Source organism: Numidum massiliense, assembly GCF_001375555.1.
Lineage (GTDB): Bacteria > Bacillota > Bacilli > Thermoactinomycetales > Novibacillaceae > Numidum > Numidum massiliense.
The window spans coordinates 3473132-3496690 of the sequence record NZ_CTDZ01000009.1 but is presented as its reverse complement, the minus strand read 5'-3'; the positions used below and the strand labels follow the sequence as shown (position 1 = coordinate 3496690).

The 23559-nt window shown below is 52.9% G+C and carries 15 protein-coding genes; 4 read left to right on the top strand and 11 right to left on the bottom strand.

What is annotated here, in order from left to right; translation table 11 throughout:
* Nucleotides 1-131 precede the first annotated feature (131 nt).
* The 7 genes from BN1247_RS17510 to ggt all read right to left on the bottom strand — a co-directional run bounded on the left by BN1247_RS17510 (nucleotide 132) and on the right by ggt (nucleotide 10612).
* On the bottom strand, nucleotides 132-2765 hold the full coding sequence (locus tag BN1247_RS17510; protein WP_054951327.1) for a transglycosylase domain-containing protein: 2634 nt from the start codon (nucleotides 2763-2765) through the stop codon (nucleotides 132-134).
* Between the two features lie 121 nt (nucleotides 2766-2886).
* Nucleotides 2887-3888, bottom strand: coding sequence for an inorganic phosphate transporter (locus BN1247_RS16375; RefSeq protein ID WP_054951326.1), 1002 nt, complete (start codon nucleotides 3886-3888; stop codon nucleotides 2887-2889).
* 14 nt (nucleotides 3889-3902) lie between these two features.
* Entirely contained in the window at nucleotides 3903-4523 is a 621-nt protein-coding gene (locus BN1247_RS16370; RefSeq protein ID WP_054951325.1) for a DUF47 domain-containing protein, read from the bottom strand.
* Between the two features lie 194 nt (nucleotides 4524-4717).
* The gene (locus BN1247_RS16365; protein ID WP_054951324.1) at nucleotides 4718-6745 is read right to left on the bottom strand and encodes a TRAP transporter permease; all 2028 of its coding nucleotides are present in this window, start codon (nucleotides 6743-6745) and stop codon (nucleotides 4718-4720) included.
* Nucleotides 6735-7274 carry a DUF1850 domain-containing protein gene (locus BN1247_RS16360; protein WP_054951323.1) on the bottom strand — a complete coding sequence of 180 codons (540 nt, stop codon included), beginning with the start codon at nucleotides 7272-7274 and terminating at the stop codon, nucleotides 6735-6737. The genes BN1247_RS16365 and BN1247_RS16360 overlap by 11 nt, the downstream gene beginning before the upstream one ends.
* Before the next feature lie 52 nt (nucleotides 7275-7326).
* The gene (locus tag BN1247_RS16355; RefSeq protein ID WP_054951322.1) at nucleotides 7327-8325 is read right to left on the bottom strand and encodes a TAXI family TRAP transporter solute-binding subunit; all 999 of its coding nucleotides are present in this window, start codon (nucleotides 8323-8325) and stop codon (nucleotides 7327-7329) included.
* 430 nt (nucleotides 8326-8755) lie between these two features.
* Nucleotides 8756-10612, bottom strand: coding sequence for a gamma-glutamyltransferase (gene ggt / locus BN1247_RS16350; protein ID WP_054951321.1), 1857 nt, complete (start codon nucleotides 10610-10612; stop codon nucleotides 8756-8758).
* A gap of 313 nt (nucleotides 10613-10925) precedes the next feature.
* On the opposite strand from ggt, the gene BN1247_RS16345 reads away from it, so the two are divergent.
* The 4 genes from BN1247_RS16345 to BN1247_RS16330 all read left to right on the top strand — a co-directional run bounded on the left by BN1247_RS16345 (nucleotide 10926) and on the right by BN1247_RS16330 (nucleotide 16488).
* Complete coding sequence (locus BN1247_RS16345; protein ID WP_054951320.1) at nucleotides 10926-11768, top strand: DegV family protein; 843 nt, start codon at nucleotides 10926-10928, stop codon at nucleotides 11766-11768.
* Between the two features lie 126 nt (nucleotides 11769-11894).
* Nucleotides 11895-12824: a LysR family transcriptional regulator gene (locus tag BN1247_RS16340; RefSeq protein ID WP_054951319.1), complete on the top strand. Its 930-nt coding sequence runs from the start codon at nucleotides 11895-11897 to the stop codon at nucleotides 12822-12824.
* 134 nt (nucleotides 12825-12958) lie between these two features.
* Nucleotides 12959-15247: a gamma-glutamyltransferase family protein gene (locus BN1247_RS16335; protein ID WP_054951318.1), complete on the top strand. Its 2289-nt coding sequence runs from the start codon at nucleotides 12959-12961 to the stop codon at nucleotides 15245-15247.
* 290 nt (nucleotides 15248-15537) lie between these two features.
* Nucleotides 15538-16488 (top strand): hypothetical protein, encoded by a 951-nt coding sequence (locus BN1247_RS16330; protein WP_147675270.1) that lies wholly within the window; start codon nucleotides 15538-15540, stop codon nucleotides 16486-16488.
* Here BN1247_RS16330 and BN1247_RS16325 read toward each other — a convergent pair.
* The 4 genes from BN1247_RS16325 to BN1247_RS16310 form a co-directional block, all read right to left on the bottom strand.
* Nucleotides 16483-17499: an RluA family pseudouridine synthase gene (locus BN1247_RS16325; RefSeq protein WP_231633347.1), complete on the bottom strand. Its 1017-nt coding sequence runs from the start codon at nucleotides 17497-17499 to the stop codon at nucleotides 16483-16485. The two genes, BN1247_RS16330 and BN1247_RS16325, sit on opposite strands and share 6 nt — an antisense overlap.
* Nucleotides 17500-17908: 409 nt before the next feature.
* On the bottom strand, nucleotides 17909-19690 hold the full coding sequence (locus BN1247_RS16320; RefSeq protein WP_054951316.1) for an acyl-CoA dehydrogenase family protein: 1782 nt from the start codon (nucleotides 19688-19690) through the stop codon (nucleotides 17909-17911).
* A 185-nt stretch (nucleotides 19691-19875) separates the two neighbouring features.
* Nucleotides 19876-21057 (bottom strand): acetyl-CoA C-acyltransferase, encoded by a 1182-nt coding sequence (locus BN1247_RS16315; RefSeq protein WP_054951315.1) that lies wholly within the window; start codon nucleotides 21055-21057, stop codon nucleotides 19876-19878.
* Between the two features lie 12 nt (nucleotides 21058-21069).
* Complete coding sequence (locus tag BN1247_RS16310; RefSeq protein ID WP_054951314.1) at nucleotides 21070-23472, bottom strand: 3-hydroxyacyl-CoA dehydrogenase/enoyl-CoA hydratase family protein; 2403 nt, start codon at nucleotides 23470-23472, stop codon at nucleotides 21070-21072.
* Nucleotides 23473-23559: the final 87 nt, after the last annotated feature.

Below are 23559 nucleotides of genomic sequence, written 5' to 3'. Positions count from 1 at the left end.
CCATAATGGGGACTGAGGCCTCGCAGTTAGCGGTTCGAAGGTAGTTTTGATACCCGTCACCGCCATTTCGAACGCAACATAAAGATAAGCCGCAACTTAGTGAGCCAGCTGGTGTCTATTTACAAGGGGGCTTACTCGCCGTCGATTTGTTTATTTCCTTGACTATTGGCTCCGGGTTGTTGACTTTGACCCGGTGGTTTTTGCCTGACCGGCGGCTGCTTCTGTCCGGGCGGTTTGACGTCAACAGGAGGCTGCTCCTTGTCGCCCCCATCACCGCCGTCACCGCCGTCACCGCCGTCGCCATCGTCGCCATCATCGCCATCATCGCCCGGCGGCTGCTCGTCCCCAGGTTGTTCGTCTTCTCCTTGGTCACCTTGATCGTCGCCTGGCTGCTCGACATCCCCGGGTTCTTCCTGCTCATCCGGTTTTTCTTCCTCAGGAGTGTCCTTCTTCTCGTCCTCGTCTGGCTCCTCTTCCTGCTTGTCCTCTAGCGGTGTAACGACGACCGTCGCAGAATTCGATTTATCGCCTTTTTCCCCACTGTCCGGGTTTACCGGCACGAGATAGTAGTGGTACGTCTTCTCTTTGGCGCCAAACAGTCCGCCCGCTTTCGGGACGTCGATGCTGCTGTCCGTATAGCTACCGCCACTCGTATCGCCGATCTTGCTCGCGCTGCCACTACCTTCCGAGCGGTATATTTCATAGCTGACCCGGTTGTCGTTCGCCGTCCAGCTAAGGGACACTTGTCCGCTCTCGGCATCGTAACTCGCTCGTAAGTCAGTTACTTTGCGCAACTCGACCGGCTTCACGACTTTCTTCACGTTGTCCGGTTTAGTAAAGCTTTCGGCAGGCATCCCTTCTAACGCCTCGGCCATAATGATCGAAAAGAGACGCGCAGGCCCGCTGCTATCCCCACCAACGGGATAGGTCGTGTCCTCGTCGCGCCCAAAGTAAAGGGCGGTGACATACTGCGGCGTGTAGCCGACGAACCAGAGGCGCGCTTCCGAGTCGGTCGTTCCTGTTTTACCGGCGACTTCCCGTCCGGGAATTTGGGCGGCGATCCCCGTCCCTTCGTTGACGACCGCCTGTAGCATCGTCGTCATGTAGTACGCTGTCTGCGCACTCATCACTTCTTTCACTTGCGGGTCGTCAACTGAGACTCCGGAACCGTCGGACCGTTCGATTTTATCGATGGCGTGTCCTTCGACCATCACCCCTTTATTGGCGAAGGCGCTGTACGCTTGTGCCATTTCTAGCGTCGACACTTCGTTGCCGCCGAGCGTCAAACTGTACGCTTCATCGTTGTTAAACTTTTCGTCAATTTTTAAGCCCAAGTTCGAGGCAAACTTATAGCCGTTTTTCACCCCGACGACGTCGTGTAACAAGCGTACGGCGGCAGCGTTATCCGACTTTTTCAGCGCGTCGATCATATATTCTTTACCGCTGTACGCACCGTTATTGTAGTTTTGCGGGTACGGCTTCCCGTCTTTCTCGATCGGCGTGTCGTCTACAATATCGTACGGCGTCATCCCGTTATATTCGAGCGCCGGCCCGTACGAAGCGAGCGGCTTCATCGTCGATCCCGGTTGCACGCGAGCAGTGGCGCGGTTGAAGTTTCCCACTTCGTATTTGCGGCCCCCGGCGACAGCGACGATCTCCCCCGTCTTCACATTCATCATCGTCATCCCGCTCTCGACCTTACCGTGTTCGCCGTTAGGCGGGAATAATTCGTCGTTTTTGTAAGCTTTTTCGGCCGCTTTTTGCGCTTGACGGTTTAAGTTCGTATAAATGCGATAGCCGCCGCGGTTCAGTTCATCCTCGTCCAATCCGTACCGCTCTTTTGCTTCCTTGCGCACGACATCGAGGTATGCCTCGTATTTGTTGCCGCCTTTTTTGTCGGAAGCGAGTGTCACTTTTTCTGCCATCGCTTGTTCTTTTTCTTCCTTTGTTATAAAGCCGGCATCTGCCATCTGTGCTAAGACGAGGTTGCGCCGCTTGATCGCGTTGTCTAAGTTTTTCTTCGGTGAAAATATTTCCGGCCCGTTCGGCACACCGGCTAACATCGCCGCTTCACTGAGCGTGATGGTCGGTTGCTTGCCGTCCGTCCGCACCGTCTTTCCGAAAAACCATTGCGCAGCTGTCTCCACGCCGTACTTTCCATGCCCAAAATATATTTGGTTCATGTACATTTCCAGTATTTGATCCTTCGTGTAATTTTGCTCCAAATTAATCGCGATCAGCATCTCTTTGAATTTGCGACTAAAATCTTTGTCCTGCGTTAAAAAGACGTTACGCGCTAATTGCATCGTAATCGTACTCGCCCCTTCGGCGAGACTCCCACTCTTAATGTCGATCCAAACGGCACGCATGACGCCTTTTGGGTCGACCCCGAAGTGATCCATAAACCGCTTGTCCTCTACAGCGATAAACGCTTGCCCGAGGTATTCCGGCGTGTCAGATATATTGACGTATTCGCGGTCTTCTTCCCCTTGCTGCCCAAACTCTTTCCCTTTTTTGTCGAGAAATACCGATGTTTGCGGCATGGCGAGCTTCTCCTCGTCGACGACGTAGTTACCAGCTAAAATGACCGCAGAACACCCGACCATCACTAAAAAAATGGAAGCGATAATGACGAGTGCTGCCCATTTTATAAAGCGCCGCTTTTTTTTGCGACCCGGTTTTTGCTCCGGTTGTTTAAGATCGCGTTTCTTTTTTCGCCCTTTCAATGCTTTCCGATTCGCTACGGAATGCGTCGTATCGTTCATGGGGCATAACCTCCTGCACCTGCATTCTACCCCAAATTAGCTGGAATAGCGATACACATTTTATTCATATAGCGCACACACGGCTGCCTATATATTAAGACGTATGACAGCAATAAAAGTTTCAGAACACGAAAGTCGACAACAGCCAATATGTGAGCCCTGCAATGAGCGCCGACATAGGGAGGGTGATAATCCACGTCACGACAATGCGTCCGGCGACGCCCCACTTCACGCCGCGCACCCGCTTGGCCGCGCCGACCCCCATAATCGCAGAAGAAATGACGTGCGTCGTACTAACTGGTAGCTTGAGCGCTGTAAAGCCAAAAATAATGATGGCAGACGTTAAATCGGCGGCCACCCCGTTGACTGGCTTCAACTTCGTAATTTTTCCACCAACTGTTTTGATAATTTTCCATCCGCCGACCGACGTCCCTATGCCCATGGCGAGAGCGGCGGCTACTCGTACCCACAGCGGAATGTCAGCAGTCGTATGATAACCGCCGACGATTAAGGCAATCGTAATAATACCCATCACTTTTTGGGCGTCGTTCGTCCCATGGGAAAACGACTGCAAGGCAGCAGTAAATATTTGACAGTAACGGAACTTGCGATTCGTATTTACCAGGTCGAAATTTCTGAAAACATAACCGATGCCGCGCATCATGATAAAGCCGAGAAATAACGCAATGAACGGTGAAAAAACAAGAGATTCAATAATTTTCAAAAAACCTTTGAAATGGATCGCATCGACACCAGCCGAAGCAATGGCCGCCCCGGCGACCGAACCGATGAGCGCGTGCGAGGAACTACTCGGGATACCGAAATACCACGTGAGCAAGTTCCAAAAGATCGCAGAAATTAACGCGGCCAGTACGACGACCATGCCGTTACTAATCGTAAAAGGGTCGACAATGTCTTCCGTGACCGTTTGCGCCACACCCGTAAACGTCAGTGCGCCGGCAAAGTTCATGACAGCAGCTAATATGACTGCGACGCGCGGATGAAGCGCCCGGGTCGAAACAGACGTCGCTATGGCGTTCGCCGTGTCGTGAAAACCGTTAATGAAATCAAAGGCGAGCGCAAAAACGACGATTAAAACGATAAGTAGTAACGTTGTATCCATCAACTACGGACTCCTTACACGTTTCTCATAATGATTGTCTCTAAGGTGTCGGCGGCGTCTTCGCAGCTGTCAGAAATACCCTCGAGCGTCTCGTACAACTCTTTGTATTGGATAATTTTAATCGGGTCTTTTTCCGTCGCGAACAAGTTCTTTAGACCGTCGCGCAGTAACGTATCACATTCCGATTCAATATCGTTTATTTTTATGACGTGCGGGCGGATGTCCATCAACTGTTTCCGGTCGAGCAGCTTCGTCGATTTTGCGACTTCGGCCGTGCTCGCGAGAATTTTCTCGCTGAATTGAACCATAATGTCGTCGATTTGCGTAATGTTGTATATTTCTAGGCGCGACGAAAACTGCTCCATCCCGTCGAGAATATCGTCCATGGCGATCGCCAGCGCTAAAATATCTTCCCGTTCGAGGGAAGTAATAAACGTTTTATTCAACGTCACAATAATGTCGTGGACGAACGTATCCCCTTTCGTTTCAAACTCCTTCATCGTCTTTGCGAATTGCTTCAGATCGTTTTCATTTCGAATCGTGAAATCCACAAAAAAATGTGCCGATTCCTTTACATTTTCGGCAATTGATGAAAGCATCTCCAAAAATACGTCCTTTTTCGCGGAAAAAATCATGCAACAGCATCCTCCATATGATATGACGTTCGTTTTTGACATTTGCCGTTCAACAAGGATTATAGCAAATTCATCGCGCGAATGGAACAAGCCGAAAAATGGCGTGCGATCCGACACGAATAACGTAAACAATCGCACAGGATTCCTCCTGTGCGATTGTTGTGGTTGAGTTGCTATTACTGATAGGACTACCTTTACTGACTGAGAGTCACTGGAGCGCCGCTGTCGCTATCTACTTTTTGTATCCACCGCTGGTAACACCAAACGGCGACTAAGATCGCTAACCCGCCGAGTGACGATTTCCATTCCGGGACGACGATCAAGACGCCGCCCACAATCGTCACGAGGCGTAGGAGCGGGTGCAATTTCTTTTGCCAGTAACCGATCATACCGGCGCCGACACCGAGCATGCCGATCGTCGAACTGACGAAGACGAGCGCTGCCTCGGACCACGTCGTGTCGATTAACAGCATTTGCGGCGAAAAGACGAAAATGTACGGAATCATAAACGCAGCGATCGCTAATCGCGTGGACTGTACACCCGTCTTTAAGGGATCGCCGCGGCTAATGCCCGAAGCGGCGAACGCGGCCAACGCTACCGGCGGCGTAATATCGGCGACAATGCCGAAGTAGAAGACGAACATGTGCGCAGCGAGCAACGGAAAACCCATCTGAATGAGCACCGGTGCGGCAACTGTCGACGTAATAATGTAGTTCGCCGTCGTCGGGATCCCCATCCCGAGGAGCAGGCTCGACACCATCGTCAAAATGAGTGCCAAGGCGACACTGCCACCAGCGAGCGTAACGATACCCGTACCGAACTTCAAGCCGAGCCCCGTCAACGTGACGACCCCGACGATCATTCCCGCCGCCCCACAGGCGATGGCGACAGACATCGCTGTCCGGCCACCAGAGGCGAGAGCTTCGATGAACAACTTAATCGTCGCAACGATCGCCCCGCCGATTCCTTTGAGGAAGCCATCCTGTTTGACGTGCTTAATCAACTCTTGCAAGAATCCGATCGCCGCTGCCGTATAAATGCCGTACAGCGCTGCGAACATCGGCGTATAGCCTGTCGCCAACAAATAAATCATGACAACGATCGGCAAGAGCAAGTAAGCGCGCTTCAACACGTCGAGCGGGTTGGGCAACTCTTCCTTCGTCATTCCGCGCAGACCGAGTCGCTTCGCTTCGTAGTGGGTCATAATAATAATGCCCGTAAAGTACAACACGGCAGGAATCGAAGCTGCAATGACGATATCCCAGTACGGAATGCGTGTAAACTCGGCCATAATAAACGCCGCCGCACCCATGACGGGAGGCATGAGCTGCCCGCCCGTCGACGCCGCCGCTTCCACCGCGCCGGCAAATTCTTTGCGGTAGCCGAGTTTCTTCATTAACGGGATGGTATAGGAACCGGTCGTCACGACGTTTCCGACAGAGCTTCCGCTAATCGTCCCTTGCAGTGCACTGGAAAATACGGCAACTTTTGCCGGTCCACCGCTGAAGCGTCCGGCGACGACGAGCGCTAAGTCGTTGAAGTAATTGCCGACTCCCGTTTTGTCTAGCATCGCCCCGTACAGTAAAAACATAAAAATAAAGGTCGACGATACACCGAGCGGCGTACCTAAAATACCTTCAGTCGTAAAAAACATGTGCGAGGCGAGCCGATCGATTTCTACGCCAGAAAAACCTAAAAATCCAGGCATGTACTGTCCAGCGAGAGCGTACAGTAAAAAGAGTGAAACGATAATCGTAATCGGAATGCCGACTGCGCGACGTGTCGCTTCTAGCACGAGGACGATCGCCAACACGGCGACGGTCAAGTCCGTGGCTGTATATGCACCCGCGCGCGACATGAGGTCAGAAAAGTTTAAGACCCAGTACAAGCCGATAAAACCGCCGACACCCGCGAGGCTGTATGAAACGGCCGTATCCCACGGCGGTACTTGACCGCCCTTTTTCTTCCTTTTTGCAAAGGGGTGGACGAGGAAAATGAGTACGAGCGCAAACCCGAGGTGAATGGAGCGCTGAATTTCCGAGGCAAAGCCCCCGCTGTGTGCAGCGTATAGATGAAACAGTGAAAAAGCGACAGTTAGGGTAAAAACGATCCATTTCATGACGCCCTGCAGCGAATCGCCGGCGGCTTCTGGATCGTACTGCTCGCGCAGTTTCTGAATCTCTTCTTCCGATATATTGTCTGTCTTTCCGTTATCTGCCACGCAAACACCTCCCGATAAAAGTGACAAAATTTTGTTGTTCAAGCGATAGGCGCACGGATGTTCCGGGCGGACTAAAGCGAGCAAACGGAATGACCTCGTCACTGAAGACGAGTCGGTGGTTGGCGACGACTTGTCCTATAAACAGGTCGATCTGCGGCAGTGCGCGCCCTAAGTGGCGAATCATAACTTTCCCGTCCTCCAAGGCGATTGTCTCTTCCCCGTGCACGCTGTCGGGCAAACCAGCTCCGAACGACTCGTAAATCGTCGCGTCGACGACGAGTTTGCCATCCCCTACTTTAATGACGTCGTCTACGTCCGTCCGCGCGACCGAGTGGGTGAAGCGAATCGCAAACGTATCGCCGACGGATACGTCCCGCTGCCACAGCGTGTCTCCCGTCTCGTTCGCTGAAATGACTAACACCGTACTGTATGGCCAAAAAGCCGCCACTGTGGCGATGGTAAGCAGAGCGAGAGCCGCACAGTGCCACAGCCACTTTTTCCGCTTGCGTTGCCTACTGACAGCGATCATATGAAGGCAAAGGAGCTAATCGAAATTAGCTCCCCTAATCCCTTCAGCCGCATTATTTTTCGATCCCTTTTTCTTTGTAGTATTTCTCAGCGCCTGGGTGGACGGGAACAGTAATGCCCTCGAGGGCCTTCTTTAGCTCAATTTCCGAAGCTTTAGCGTTCGTCTTCTCCAGCTCCTCTAAGTTTTCAAACAGCGATTTCGTCAAGTTGTACACGAAGTCTTCACTTAAATCACTGTTAACCGCGAGCGATGCAAGCACGGCGACTGTCTTCACTTCACCTTTCTGTCCTTCGTACGAGCCGTCGGGAATGGCCGAATCGATGTAGAACGGGTACTTGTCTTTTATTTTTTTAATGATGTCATCGTCTAAGCCGAGTACGCGCACGCCTTTCGTCACGGCGATATCTTGTACTGCCGAGTTCGGAATGCCGGAGGTGACAAACATCGCGTCGATGCCCCCGTCTTTAAAGGCGTCGGCCGAATCGCCGTAAGACTTAAATTCCGGCTTGATATCGTCGTAAGAGAGCCCCGCGGCCTCGAGAATTTGTCGACTGTTCGCTTCGTTGCCGCTGCCAGCCGCCCCGACCGACACTTTTTTGCCCTTCAAGTCTTGAATCGATTGAATGTCACTGTCGGCGAGTACGACGAGTTGGATAATCTCCGGATACAACGCACCGACTGCTTGAATTTTATCGAGCTTCTCTTTTAAAACTTTTTCTTCGCCGCCGTTTACCGCGTATTCTAAGATGTCATTTTGTGTAAAGGCGACTTGTACAGACCCTTTCGATAACAGTTGCATGTTCTCAACTGAAGCACCTGTCGTCTGCGCACTTGCTTTAATGTCCATCTTTTCCGAGAAAATATTGGCCATCCCACCACCTAGTGGGTAATAAACCCCGCTCGTCCCACCAGTCGCGATTTGAATCGCATCGGGGTCGGACGCAGAGCCCCCGCCACCATTGCCGCCACCGTCGCCGTCGGAAGAAGAGCAGCCAACAGCCCCTACAACTAAAATGAGAGCGAGTAATGCCGTACTAATGATCCGCTTCAACCATTGTCATCCTTTCTGCTTGTAACTTCGTTTATTTTGTCGCGCATTGCAACCTACTAGTTAAGTAGTCCGTACACTTAAACCGAAAAGACGATCCATTACCACTGATGCAAGAGTGACAAAGTTTTTGTAGGACGCGAGCGCGGGAGATGGGCGCTTACGTGTGATTATAAAAGCGCTCGCATCAAAAGAAGGTAAAACAGCTGGTGCTGTTTAGTAGAAAGTGCTGGGGACATGCGACGGGTGCTGGCAAACACGTAACGAGCCACGGCTTACGTATATTTTTTTGCGTCGAATCACTTCCAACCACTCGACCCTGTTGACAGCGTTTTACCGCGTGACGGCACTGAAGACTGCACTTTCTTGGACAATCGTACAACTGTTACGAACACTTGTCAACTATTTGTCAGGAATTTGTTGGTGTAAAATATTACTTCTTAATGATATTCGCTTTCCCGAGGCCAATAGCACTCCCCTCACGCGATGAATCTGCTGCGCCGAGATAACGCGTGCCCGCGCGATTGATCATAATGCTTTGCACGTTGCCGATCGCAGTTGCACGCGGTTCCCACTCGTGGCCAAGCTGTACCATCTCCTGCCTCACAGCGTCAGGAATGCCCTCTTCCCAGCGAATTTGCGGGTAGTTGTTACTGTAAATGCGCTGTTCCTCAATCGCATCCTTTAGTCCCATGTCGAAGTCGAGCACATGAAGCGTCACTTGTAACACGGAGGCAATAATCGTCGCTCCGCCCGGCGAGCCGACCGTCATGAGCGGCTGTTTATGCTTGGCATCCCGCCCTTGCCCGTTCGCAAAGACGATCGTCGGCGTCATGCTGCTCATCGGGCGCTTGTACGGTTGAACCTCATTCGGGCCACCGGGACGCGCGTCGAAGTCGGTTAGCTCGTTGTTGAGAATAATACCGTACTCCGGGACCATGATCCCCGTTCCGAACAACTGCTCGATCGTCGTCGTATAGACGACGAGGTTGCCCCAGCGGTCGGCGACGGTGAAGTGAGTCGTCTCCCCGAGCGGGCGGTCGTCCAACTGGGGAACAATTGCGCGCCGTGTTCCTTCTTGATAGTGCCACGGGTCGCCCGGCTGTACGTCGTCGTTCGCACGATTCAAGTCGATCAGTTTGTGCCGTTCGGCAATGTAGTCCGGATGGAGCATCCCTTCAACGGGTACATCGACGAAGGTCGGATCGCCGATGTACGCACCGCGGTCGGCGTAGGCGAGATGCATCGCTTCGGTGACGAGGTGGTATTTTTCCGTCGCGCGCACGTCGTACTGGCGCATATTAAACGGCTCAAGTAACTGCAGCATTTGTAAAAGCGTTACGCCCCCAGAACTTGGCGGCGGCATCGTCGCAATGTCGTAGCCGCGATACGAACCCCACAGCGGCACTTCTTCCTTCACTTCGTAACGACTAAGGTCTTCCAGCTCCATCGCGCCACCAAACTGCTGCACAGTCTCTGCGATTGCGGCGCCGATTGCCCCTTCGTAAAAAACGTCCGTCCCTTCCTCTTGGATGAGTTTAAACGTTTTTGCTAAATCTTTTTGTACGAGGAGGTCACCTTCGGCAAGCGGTTCCCCGTTAGGCAAGAAGACGTCTTTCGCCGCCGTCCGCCGCAGTTTATCGGCGTGGTCGGCAATCGCGTCCGCCAATATCCTGTTTACTTCTACCCCTTGGTCAGCTAATTGCACCGCCGGTTCAATCAGCTCAGCAAGCGACATCGTGCCCCACTCTTCGAGCGCGCGCTCCACGCCTTTGAGCGTGCCCGGGACGCCGACTGCCTTGCCACTTGTCGAACGTACAGGAAACGGAATAATTTTCCCTTGGTCGTCTAAAAACATGTCCGGCGTCGCCCCGCCAGGCGCTTTTTCACGGCTGTTAATGATACGTATATTTTGGTCGTGCACATTGTAGACCATCATGAACCCGCCGCCGATCCCTGACATCATCGGTTCCGCGACGTTCAAGGCGAATTGGACGGCCACCGCAGCATCGACCGCGTTACCACCCTTTTTTAAAATGTCAGCGCCGACCCGCGACGCCGCTGGGTGTGCGGTCACAACCATTCCTTCGTCACCTGTCGCCACTTGTTCGGACCGTGCGCCGTTCGCGCCGTCACTCACGTTCGCCCTGCTGCGGCCGCGTTCGCCGTGCACACTCCCGTCCTCTGCCGCGAAAACTTGCGAGATACTGCCCTTAAATGAGAAACTGCAAGCGTTTATTGTCAGTAACGTCAACCACGCGATGAACACCATCCGTAAGCGTCGCTTCATGTTTAATCGCACTCCTTTACTATTTGGACAAGTGTATTACATTGTATGAGTATGAAAATTCATTTAGTACTGTTGTTTTATAATTGAAATGGGGAGCCTGGACGTCCGATCGGCCAATGATAAACGTTCCGTTCAGTTGGTTGTATAATTACCTTGACAAGTTAGTAGGCAAACTCTAGACTGCGGGTAATGGCTTAAGCTACGAAACCGAATAACTTCGCCATGACACGAGATAAAATGAGGCATTGCCGCAAAAACATCCGCAAATCGTGTATTATGCTTAAAAATACTTCCCTATTAAGGTGGTTTAGCGTTGGGCAAAATTAAAGTCGTCACTGATTCAACGGTAGATATGTCGAATGAGTTAATTAGAAAGTTGGGTGTCGAGGTCGTCCCTTTATCCGTATACATCGATGGAAAGTGTTATCTCGATGGCGTCGATCTATCACCAAGCGAGTTTATTCAAAAGATGAATGAAGCTCACGAGCTTCCAAAAAGCTCCCAGCCTTCCGTTGGCGCTTTCTTACAATTGTATGACCGCTTAGGCGAAGAAGGGTATGACGTCCTATCGATTCATATGACCAGTGGCATGAGCGGGACAGTGAATGCTGCCAAGCATGCCGCCGCTATGTCCAAAGCAAACGTGACGGTAGTCGATTCTCGCTTCATTTCCAAAGCGTTATCGTTTCAAGTAATAGAAGCGGCCGTTTTAGCGCAGGAAGGAAAAAGCATCGAAGAGATTGTAAACAGATTGGAAACGATTCGATTACAAACGAGACTTTTCGTCGTCGTCGAAAAACTAGATAACTTAGTAAAAGGCGGGAGAATTGGCAAGGGGAAAGCCCTTATTGGTTCACTATTAAATATTAAGCCGATCGCCTCCTTAGAGGGCGGTGTATACAACCCGGTAGCTAAAGTAAGGACCCACACGCAAGTCGTGAAGTATTTGACGAAAAAACTGACGGAAGATGCGATGGGAAAAACGATTAAGAAAATAGGCATTGCCCACGCTGAAGCTTCGGAACTCGTATCTAAGTTAAAACAGGCAATTGTGCAAGCAACCGGTTTTGATCTTATAGAAATAGAGGTAACGACACCAATTATTAGTACCCATACGGGTGCCGGGGCGATCGGCTTTATGTATTATGCGGAGTAAGTCCAATAGGTAAATAAAGTTGTCAAGCATACGTTTGCTTGGCAATCTTATTTACCGATCAAGTCTAAATTCGCATGCAGAGTGAGCGTCTAATAGAATGATTAGGATGAAAATGGGGGCGTGGCTATGAACTACTTAGCACTTCGCTACTTTTTGGAGCTGGCAAAACACCTTAACTTCAGTATTGCCTCACAAAAGTTGCATATCTCGCAACCCGGTCTAAGCCAACAGATTAGCGCGCTAGAAAAGGAACTTGGGTTTAAGTTACTCCATCGCACGACGCGCAAAGTTTCGCTAACGGAGGCAGGGGAATATTTATACAAAAAACTTAACCATTCTTTTGCTAATATTGAAGAGACGATGCGCGAGATTACGCGGAACAGTGCCGTTCCCCACACCGTTTTAAAAATAGCGACTGTCCCGTCTGCGGCAAGTGTTTACTTGCCAAAACTACTCAATGCGCTGCACCGGGACTTCCCGGGTACAGAGTTTTATTTGCAAGAGACGACATCCAATGAAGCCGTCGAACTGCTCAAGGAACAGCACTGCCACATCGCCTTCATCCGCACGCCCGTCGATTTAACGCTGCTAGCGACTCACGATTTGAAAACGATCGAGCTTATGAGGTACCGGCTACAACTTGTCGTAGCTGCTAACCATCGCCTAGCTAGCAAAAAAACAGTCAATTTGTCCGAACTGAAAAACGAACACTTCATTCACTACGACCCGCGCCGATCGCCGGCACTGTACTTTTTGTTAGAGCGGGCGTGTGTGACGGCCGGCTTTATCCCGAATACGCTGTGTGTCGGGCCAGAAATTTTGACGATGGCTAACCTTATTGCCTATGGACTAGGCGTGACGATCATGCCGCAAGACATGGTTACGCTTCTAGAACCAAAAAAAGTTGTCGCGATCGACATCGCCAACGAACAACTCGAAAGTTCCATTTCCGCCGTATGGCACGGCGCAAGTTATTTTCCTCCTGCTATGCACGGCTTGTTACAAATGCTAAATGACACTGACGATAGCACCCCGATGACAGCGGATAACACGTAAGAAGCGTAAATTTTGACGACATTGGACAGAAAAACTCGTTAAAAATAATAACCACCTGATTACAAGAGTCGTTTATAATGACTTATTTGGAGTCATATTGTAATTATCGTTTTGCCACTTAGGGGGAGTATGTATTGAAACGTCGAGGCGCACAAATTGTGCGCGTTGTGATTGTTATATCGTTACTATTTACACTCCCGTTAACGGGAGCTACGTCAGTGCCGTTCACAAGAGTGGCGTCTGACGACCTCTTTTTAGTCAGTCAAGCTCGCCAAGCCAAAAGCAAGTCGCGTTTCAACTGGCCCACAAAACAGCGGCCAACCGCTACCGGAACCGGTGGCGCCGTCGCCTCGGAACACCCTGCAGCCTCGCAAGCTGCGCTAGACATTCTTAAACGAGGCGGAAACGCCGTCGATGCGGCCATTGCCGCAGCTGCCGTGCAAGGTGTTACTCGCCCTTACTCGGGGGGAATCGGCGGCGGTGGCATGATGCTCATCTATTTGGCTAAAGAAAAGCGGTTCGTCGCCATCGATCACCGCGAGATGGCTCCCCGCTCCTTCGGCGCGCACAGCTTCCTCAATGCGAAAGGGAACGTCCTTCCGGCCAACGTCAGGCAGAGTAGTGGCGCTGCAGCCGGTGTTCCCGGCGCAGTAATGGCGTGGGAAGAGGCGCTAACGGCGTACGGAACGATGTCAATGCGGCAAGTGCTCAGACCTGCTATTGCCGTCGCTGAAAAAGGGTTTGCCGTCGACGACAATTACGTGCGGGAAACGACGGAAAACGCTCCTCGCTTCCGCATGTTTTCCTCTAGTCGCAAACTGTTTCTGACGCACAAAGGAAGAGTGCCTAAAAGCGGGACAACGGTACGGAACCGCGACTTGGCGCGCACGTACCGCCTCATCGCCAAACACGGTAGCAGCGCGTTTTACGAAGGGGAAATTGCAGAGGCGATCGTCGATACTGTCAACCGACCGCCAACAGTCTCTAAACGTCCGTTCCCTGTCAAAGCGGGCGACATGTCACTGGCCGATTTGGCGAATTACGAAACGATGACGACTGACCCGATCAAAGTGTCCTACCGCGGCTACGACGTGTACGGCATGCCGCCGCCGTCGAGCGGCAGCACGACGATCGGCGAAGCGTTGAACATTTTGGAGCGGTATAACCTCTCTAAAATGCCGCGCGACAAAGCTTGGCACTACTACATCGAAGCTTCCCGCCACGCGTTTGCCGACCGCAACAAATACCTCGGCGACCCGACTCTCGTCGACATCCCACTCAGCGGCCTACTGTCCAAAGGTTATGCCGCGGAGAGACGGCAAAAAATTGGGCGCCGTGCCTCGAAAGGTATCATTCGTCCCGGCAACCCGTGGCCATATGTAAAACCGGCGCGCTGGCCCACACCAGAAATGGACGAAGACGAACATTTGTTTTTCCGCCACTACGCGGCAGCTCACGCAGTTTCCATGCCACTTGCAGGTACCGTATCCACCCTGTTCGCCGCGAGTAGAGGGACGGACAGTGTACTAAGTGCAGGGGGTCAAACAGGTGGACAAATAGCCACCACGCCGTTCGCGTGCATCCGCGGCGAGGATCGATGGGATATGGCACGCGATAGCACGGGCAGCGAGGAACGAAACGACCTGACACTTCGTCACATCGGCAGCGAGGACACCTCTCTCGGCACAGCCGGTTACATGCTCACCGCGAATCGAGGTGGCTACAATCCAGACAAGCAGTCGACGATCCATCTGTCTGTAGCCGACAAAGACGGCAACATCGTCAGTTACACGTCGACAATCGTCACGATCGGCGGCAACGGCATTGTCGTCCCCGGCTACGGCTTCCTGCTCAACAACGCCTTGTCGGCCCACGTGCCACTAAACCGAAAACAAGGGGAGCCGAACGCACCTGAACCGGGGATGCGCCCACTCAGTAGCATGTCGCCGACGATTGTCATGAAAGACGGGCAACCGGTGTTAACCGTCGGTGCACCAGGCAGCGGGACAATCATTACGACCGTTTTGCAAATCGTCATCAGTTATCTCGACTTTGAAATGAGTTTACCGCAAGCAGTCGCTGCCCCCCGCGTATCGCAAATGAATATTTCTACGGACAGTACAACCGTCGAACCAGCGTTTACGAAGGACAAAACTTACCGTAAACTAAAGAAACGCGGGCACAAATTTTCCGTCTCGACATTAAAGCAAGGGATTGGCGCAGCGACGGCCATCGCCTTTTCCCCGAGCGGCCTCGTCCAAGCAGTGGCTGAACCGGTACGCCGCGGCGGTGGTAGCGCGATGGTCGAGCACCCGATTAAAACGTTAAAAACGGACTCAAAAAAGAAGAAAAAGAAGAAGGGCAACACGTCGGCAAATAAGGGAAAAAAGGGAAAGGAAAAGCAACGGAAATCCGAAAGATAAGGCGTATGGCGACACCGACACAAACAAAAAAATGTCTTCGCGATAAAAGGTTGTCTCAAACGAGAGGCAGCCTTTTTTTAGTAGGGTTTAATAATTTTAGATTAACGAATAGACCAATTTATAGATGATACTTATAACTTATATAACGTTTTCATATTTCCCTCATTCACATAACGAATGTTACTATCGAACCGCATACACCAATTGAAAGGCGGTATTTATAGATGAACCCTGCGCAGCACTCTTCTAATGAATTCTATATATTACCATTTGGCCTGGGGCCAATCGGTATGCAAATTTTGCGTAAATGCTACCGCGCACGAAACGTGACGTTGCTCGGTGCCGTAGACATCGACCCGGCGAAAGTAGGGCGTGACCTCGGGACATTAATCGAGGCGCAGCCTCTCGGGATCGCAGTTCGTTCACACTTAGAGGAAATACCTCCTCAGGAGTGTACTGCAGCGAGTAAAATTGCGATCCACGCAACGGGCTCACAGTTACCACGAGTATGGCCACAAATTCGCGCACTGCTCGCACACGGTTTTTCCGTTGTTTCCACATGTGAAGAGCTATCGTACCCGTGGCACCGCTATCCAGACCTAGCGGCAGAAATCGACGCGTATGCGCGAGAAAGAAAGTTAGCCGTACTCGGAACAGGGGTAAATCCCGGGTTCGTCATGGACACGCTCGTCCTCGCCCTAACGGCGGTAACCGACGCTGTCTCTGCCATCCAGGTGCGACGGCAAGTAGACGTTTCTAAACGGCGCCTACCGCTTCAGCAAAAAGTAGGTGTCGGTATGGATGAAGCGAAATTTCGCCAACTTGCTGCAGACGGTAAAATCGGCCACGTCGGATTAGAAGAGTCGGTGCGTCTCATCGCGTACGGACTAGGCCACACCTTGACAGACGTCGCAAATACGATCGCGCCGATCGTCCCACCTAGCGAAAGTAGTGTCAGTGGCCTGCATCAGACGTCGGTCGGAAAAACGACGGGCGGGATCGACATTAATTTGGATTTGACGATGGCGCTCGGAGTCGAACAGTTTGACGAGATCGTCGTCACTGGCGATTCGACGGAACGGCTCCTCGTTCCGGAGGGAATTTTCGGCGATACGGCGACCGCAGCGATCGCCGTTAACAGTGCCAAAATGCTCGCCCAATCCACCGAGACAGGCTTGCTGACGATGGCAGACGCCGGTTTGCCGCGCGGCTTGTCTCCGCGAACCGAACAGGCACTATGACAACGAGTCGAGTAAGTGGCGCATATCTGGCGGCAACGGCGCCGAGAACTGTACAGGGATGCGCGTCCGCGGGTGAGTAAAGCGAAGCGACACCGCGTGCAGTGCTTGGCGGGGGATGATCAAGCGGCGGTTCTCGCTTTCGTCCCCGTACATCGCGTCGCCGATGAGCGGGTGTCCGAGCGCCTGCATGTGCACGCGAATTTGGTGTGTACGCCCTGTTTCTAGCCGCAACGCCACGTACGTCGCCCCGTCGCGGGGGAAGCGTGCGAGTACGTCGTAATGTGTCACGGCTCGCTTGCCGTCCGCAGCGACGATACGGCGACTTAAGTTTTCCGTACTGCGGGCAAGCGGTAAGGATACAGTCCCGCTGCCCTCCGCGACGAGCCCGAGCACGAGCGCGCGATATTCGCGCTCACTCGCCTTCGTGTGCAACTGCTTCGCAATAAAGTCGTGCGCATACGCGTGTTTGGCGACGACTAACACGCCCGTCGTCTGCTTGTCTAGTCGGTTGACAGGGCGGACGAGGCGGTTCTCCCCCCGCGCCTGCCAATGGGCGACGACGCCGTTCGCCAACGTCCCGTGCGCATAATTTTTCGTCGGGTGGACGACGACGCCCCCTTGCTTGTTAAGTACGAGAATGTCGCTGTCTTCGTGTAAAATGTCGAGCGGCACCGGTTCGGGCGGTAGGTGTGGGACATCGTCCGCCGGCATCCGCACGCGCACGACGTCACCCGTCCGCACGCGCGATGTGAAATAGACAATGTCGCCGTTCACCGTGACTGCGCCCGTTTGCTTTAATCGCCTTAAAAAGCGCCGCGAAAAGCGAAAGCGGCTCTGTAACACCCGTTGCAGGAGCTTTCCCTCTTCAGCGGCGTCAACCGTAAAAGAAAAATCGGACTCACCTCGTCGATCGAACTTACTAGGCTGTTCAAAAGCGTCGCCCCGATCGGATGGGCCACATATGCTAAGTCTATCGTATCGTGCACCGTACATATCGGATCGATCTGACATCGCCGTACGCTCCCAAAAGGTTAATTGTTTGCTGTTCAACTGTAGCAAATCGCAGGTGGTCCCGCAACTCGCGTGCCTTGTCTCAACCTGACTCACCTGGCCATCGGCATCGTCGCCTAAGCTTCGTGGTGCTTAAGCGACGCAGCGCAAACCCTCTCACGCACTTTACCCAAAATACGTAAAGCGACTGCGTAAAAAAAGACCCGCTCAACGGCTGAGCGGGGATAATGTGTATTCGTTATGGGATCTTGCTTAAGTGGATCGTTCAACGTACGAAAACGTACTGCTAATACTGTTAACAACACGAGAGCAAAACGCTCTTCCTTGTGAGACAATTTACCTCGCTATGACGCGACTTACTCCTTCCAGCACGACCCTCTTTACGATGAAACGAACGCCTCCACTCACACTATTTACTGCAGACGTACGCTTCTTCCTCGATAATGACAGCTGCGATGCGACGCTTCAAGGCGACTTTGTTAATCGGCGTGTAGCGCGTTAACTTTTTCAGCACGGCGAGTTGGGCACGCAACATGTCGCCCTCTTCTAGCGCCGCAAGGATCCCGCGCGCTTTCATTTCAACCTCTTCAAACGTGTCGTACACGAACGCCGACGTGTAATCGACGTGCAGCGACGCCTTCTCCAGCCCGACGGTTTGAATGGCCTTTTGCGCCCGTAAATAGCAGCCTTCCATCGCGAACAAAGCGGTAACGAGATCGGCGATGTCGCTTAGCAGCTCCTGTTCGCGCTCCAGCTTCTCGGCGTACTTTTCGACAGCTAAACCGGCTGTCATGAGTGCGATTTTGCGCGTCATTTCGATTAAGTGCCCCTCGATTTCCAGCGTGTCCGGATCGTCAAACATCGGCGGCATGAACGTCAAGAGCTCTTCTTGCAACGACTGCGCCTCTTGCAGCAGCGGCAGCTCGCCCTTCATCACTTTACGCATGATCGTGCCCGGGATCAGCAAGCGGTTTATTTCGTTCGTCCCTTCGAAAATGCGGTTGATGCGCGAGTCGCGGTACGCATTTTCCACTTCGTACTCTTGCATGAAGCCGTAACCGCCGTGAATTTGCACGCCTTCGTCGACGATCGCATCCAGCACTTCGGAACCGAATACTTTGTTCATCGAGCATTCAATCGCATAGTCGGCAATCGCCTTCGCAATTGCTTGCCCGTCGTCAGCTGACACTTGACCGAGCGAGTTTTCGAATAAGCCGCCTGTGCGATAAACCATACTTTCTACGGCGTACGTCTTAATCGCCATGTCCGCTAACTTTTGTTGAATGAGCGGGAAGCTAGCGATCGGCGTCTTGAACTGCTTGCGCTCCTTAGCGTATTTCGTGCTCAGTTCAAGAACCCGCTTGCTTGATCCGACACACCCCACCGCTAATTTGTAACGCCCGACGTTCAAAATGTTGAAGGCGATGACGTGACCGCGTCCGATTTCCCCGAGCACGTTTTCCACAGGCACTTCGGCGTCCTCCAGGTTGAGCGTACGCGTCGACGATCCTTTAATGCCCATCTTCTTTTCTTCCGGACCGGTCGAGACGCCGGGGAACGTTTTTTCGACGATAAAGGCAGTAAACTTGTCGCCGTCAACTTTCGCGTACACGACGAACACGTCGGCAAAGGCAGAGTTCGTAATCCACTGCTTTTGCCCGTTTAAAATATATTTCGTGCCATCTGCACTTAGCTTCGCCGTCGTCTTGGCGCCGAGTGCGTCGGAGCCGGACTCCGGTTCGGTCAAGGCGTAAGCGGCAATCCATTCCCCACTCGCCAGCTTCGGCAAGTACTGCTGCTTTTGTTTCTCGTTGCCGAAGAAAACGATCGGCAACGTCCCGATTCCGACGTGCGCGCCGTGACTGAGGCCGAACGAGCGCCCGCCAGCCATATTTTCCGTAATGAGCGCGGAACTAATTTTATCGAGTCCGACGCCGCCGTGTGCTTCGGCGACGTCGGCGCCGAGCAAGCCGAGTTCACCCGCCTGTTTCAGTAAGCGTACGCTGTGTGAAAAATCGTGTGCTTCGATTTCTTCCAGCACGGGGCGCACATCTTTCTCCACGAAATCGGCCGTCGTTTTGGCGATCATCTGGTGCTCTTCGGTAAAGTCTTCCGGCGTAAACACTTGCTCGACTTCCGGTGAGCCGATAAGAAATTGGCCGCCTTTTTGTACTTCTGTCTGTAACGCCATCTCCATCTCTCCTTTTTGCCTTGCATTATTTAGACACGTCGTTTATTTCATTCCGCTTTTTTCCCAACCATACACTCTTTGCACACTACCGTCCATTTCTTCCGCCCTGCATTTTTTCATGCACTGTCAGTTTTGATTACGTCCTTCAACGTATACGCCACGTCTTCTAAAAATGTGGCTTTCCCCTAGGACACCATTTCTAGTACACCCGCAGCGCCCATACCGCCGCCGATACACATCGTCACGAGGCCGTACTTGCCCCCGCGCCGTTTTAGTTCGTGCAGCAACGTCACCGTTAGCTTCGCGCCGCTGCAGCCGAGTGGGTGTCCGAGCGCGATCGCGCCACCGTTCACGTTCACCCGCGCCGGATCCATTTCCAACGCGCGGATCACTTGAATCGATTGGGAAGCAAACGCTTCGTTCAGTTCGATCAAGTCGATTTGATCGAGGGTGAGACCGGCCGTCTTTAACGCTTTCGGCACGGCGGCAACTGGGCCGATGCCCATTACGTCCGGTGCGACGCCCCCGACGGCGAAGGAGCGGAACACAGCAAGTGGTTTCAAGCCTAGTTGCTGCGCCTTTTCGGCCGACATGACCATGACGGCCGCTGCACCGTCACTCATTTGCGACGAGTTCCCCGCGGTGACAGTGCCGGTTTGCAAAAAGGCGGGTCGGAGCGAGGCGAGCACGTCTAACGTCGTGTCCGGACGCACCCCTTCGTCTGTGTCAAACACTTTCTCCGTCACTTGCAATCCTTTGTCTTCCGAGTACTGCTTCACCTTCACGCGGAGCGGCGCAATTTCGTCCTTAAAGCGTCCCGCTTGAATTGCCGCATACGCTTTCTGATGACTGGCGACGGCGAACTCATCTTGTTCTTCGCGGGTTACGCCGTACTGCCGCGCGACTTCCTCCGCGGTATGCCCCATCGACATGTACACTTCGGGATAGTTGTCCATCAAATACGGGTTCGGGGCCGGTTTATTGCCGCCCATCGGCACCATTGTCATACTTTCGACGCCGCCGGCGACGATGATGTCGGCAAACCCAGAGGTTATGCTTGCCGCCGCCATCCCGATCGTCTGTAAACCGGATGCACAGAACCGGTTCATCGTCACGCCTGACACTTCTACCGGGAGCCCTGCCCGCTGACCGATAATTCTCCCGACGTTCATCCCTTGTTCCCCTTCGGGAAAGGCACAGCCGAGATATAAGTCGTCAATTTCTTCCGGAGCGACTTCCGGTACGCGCGCGAGGAGCGCTTTCACCACTTCTGCCCCGTAGTCGTCCGGGCGCGTATCTTTTAAGCTGCCGCGTCGCGCCTTGCCTACTGCACTGCGCACACCAGCGACAATTACCGCTTCTCTCATCGTCTCTCCTCCTTAGTTCCTCAGTGGTTTGTTCTTCGTCAACATATGCTGCATGCGCGCCTGCGACTTCGGCTCGCCGACTAAACTTAAGAACGCTTCCCGCTCTAAGTCGAGCAAGTACTGTTCCGTGACGTACGTCCCTTCCGGCACGTCCCCACCAGCGAGTACGTACGCTAGTTTAGAGGCGATTTTGTAATCGTGTTCGCTAATGTAGCCCGACTTCAACATGCCGTAAGCGCCCAATTTCAACGTATTATAACCGCTCTCCCCGAGGACAGGTACGAGTCCCGCCCCTTTCGCTTCGTAGCCGGCTGCATCCAGTTCGAGCACGGACTGTTTAGCGTCGAACAGCAAGTAGTCACCGTTTACGGTAATCCGGTCTTGCGGCCGCAAATAGCCGAGCTCCCGCGCGTGTGCTGCACTCGTCGACACTTGTGCCATCGCAATTCGCTCGAAAGCCTGATTCAATTGCCCCTGCAGCCCGACCGCGTTTGGCTTGCCAGTCCCGTCCGTATAGCGGATGAGCATTTCTTTCGTTCCGCCGCCGCCAGGAATGAGACCGACACCGACCTCGACGAGGCCCATGTACGTTTCTGCCGCTGCCTGTACGCGATCTGCCGGGAAGCACACTTCTGCCCCGCCGCCGAGCGTCATCGCGAACGGCGCCGCGACGACCGGACGCGGACACGCTTTCAACGCCATCGTCGCATCTTGGAATTGGCGTACGACCCATTCAATTTCCGTCCAGTTGTCGTCTTGCGCTTCCATCAATATCATCATTAAGTTCGCCCCGACGCAAAAGTTACTGCCGTGGTTACCGATAACGAGTCCACGGTAATTGGCGGCGACTTCTTTCACTGCCGTGTTCATCATCGCGACTATATCGGTAGCGATCGCATTTTTCGGCGAATGGAATTCTAAGCAGACGACATCGTCTCCGATATCGATCAAGCTCGCGCCGCGGTTGCCTTTAATGAGCTTTCCGGCCGTTTTTAACTCGGCGAGGGAAATGGCACGTGGATCGGCTACCACTTCGCGCACGTCCCCCGAGCGCGTAAACACTGTCGGTTGACCGTCAATGCGTTCGTAAAAACTGGTGCGACCACTTTCGAGCATATCCTCGACCCACGCGGGGATCGTCTCACCTTCCGCACGCATCCGCTCGACCGCGCGTTCGACGCCGAGCGCATCCCACATTTCAAACGGCCCGAGCTTCCAGTTGAAGCCCCACTTCATCGCCAAATCGACGTCGGCGATGTCGTCGGCAATTTCTGGTACTTTCGCCGCACTGTACAACAGCACGCGCTTCGTAATGTTCCAAGCGAATTTGCCAGCGACGTCTTCAGCGTATAAAAGAGTCTTCAGTTTGTCCGGGAGCGTCTTGGCCCGTTTGGCCGCTTCGAGCGACCTCGCGCGCAGTTTTTCCCGCGGTTGGTAGTCCATCGTCTCTAAATTGAGACTCAAAATCGTACTACCGCCCTTACCTTTAATTTTGCGGTAAAACCCTTGCCCGCTCTTTTCACCGAGCCAGCCTTTTTCCACGAGCTGCCTAAGTTTCGCCGGTACGTCAAATGCCTCTTGCTCTTCCTTATCATCCACGTTGTGCCGCACGTTGTCTGCAACGTGGACAAACGTGTCCAACCCAACTAAATCTAACGTGCGGAACGTCGCGCTTTTGGGCCGCCCGAGCGCCGGACCAGTAATCGCATCGACTTGTTCCGGCGTTAAACCGCTCGCGGCCATTTCGCGATACGTCGCGAGTAACCCGTAAACGCCGATGCGGTTGGCGATAAAGTTCGGTGTATCTTTCGCCATGACGACGCCTTTCCCAAGTTTGTTCCGGCCAAAATCGCTCATAAATTGGACGAGATCGCGATCGGTCGCTTCCGTCGGAATGACTTCGAGCAATTTCATGTAGCGCGGTGGATTAAAGAAATGCGTCCCCATGAAATGCTTTTGAAACTCGGGTGAACACTGTTCAACCATTTGTGTAATGGAAATGCCGGACGTGTTCGAACTGACAACCGTCCCCCGCTGCCACACGTTTTCTACCCGGTTGAGTAGTTGCCGCTTAATACTTAAATCTTCCACAACTGCTTCAATGATCCAGTCGACTTTAGCCAACTTGTCTAAATCGTCGTCAAAGTTGCCGACGGTGATACGCTCGAGAGTCCCTTTCGTATAAATCGGTGAAGGTTTTTCCTTCTGCAATCGCTTTAACGCCCGCAGTGCAAATCGGTTGCGCACCTCTGGATCGTTCAGCGTCTTCCCTTGCTGCTCCTCTTCCCCCGTCAACTCGCGCGGAACGATATCGAACAAATAACAATCGATCCCACAATTCGCTAAGTGAGCAGCAATTGCCGCTCCCATTACCCCGGCTCCGAGCACCGCCGCTTGTCGAATATCGCGCAACATTGTTCCCTCCTCTATTTTGAATGAACACTCATTCACTATGGGTTAAAAAAAATACTTCCTTGTGTGCACACCATTCTGAACCTAAGC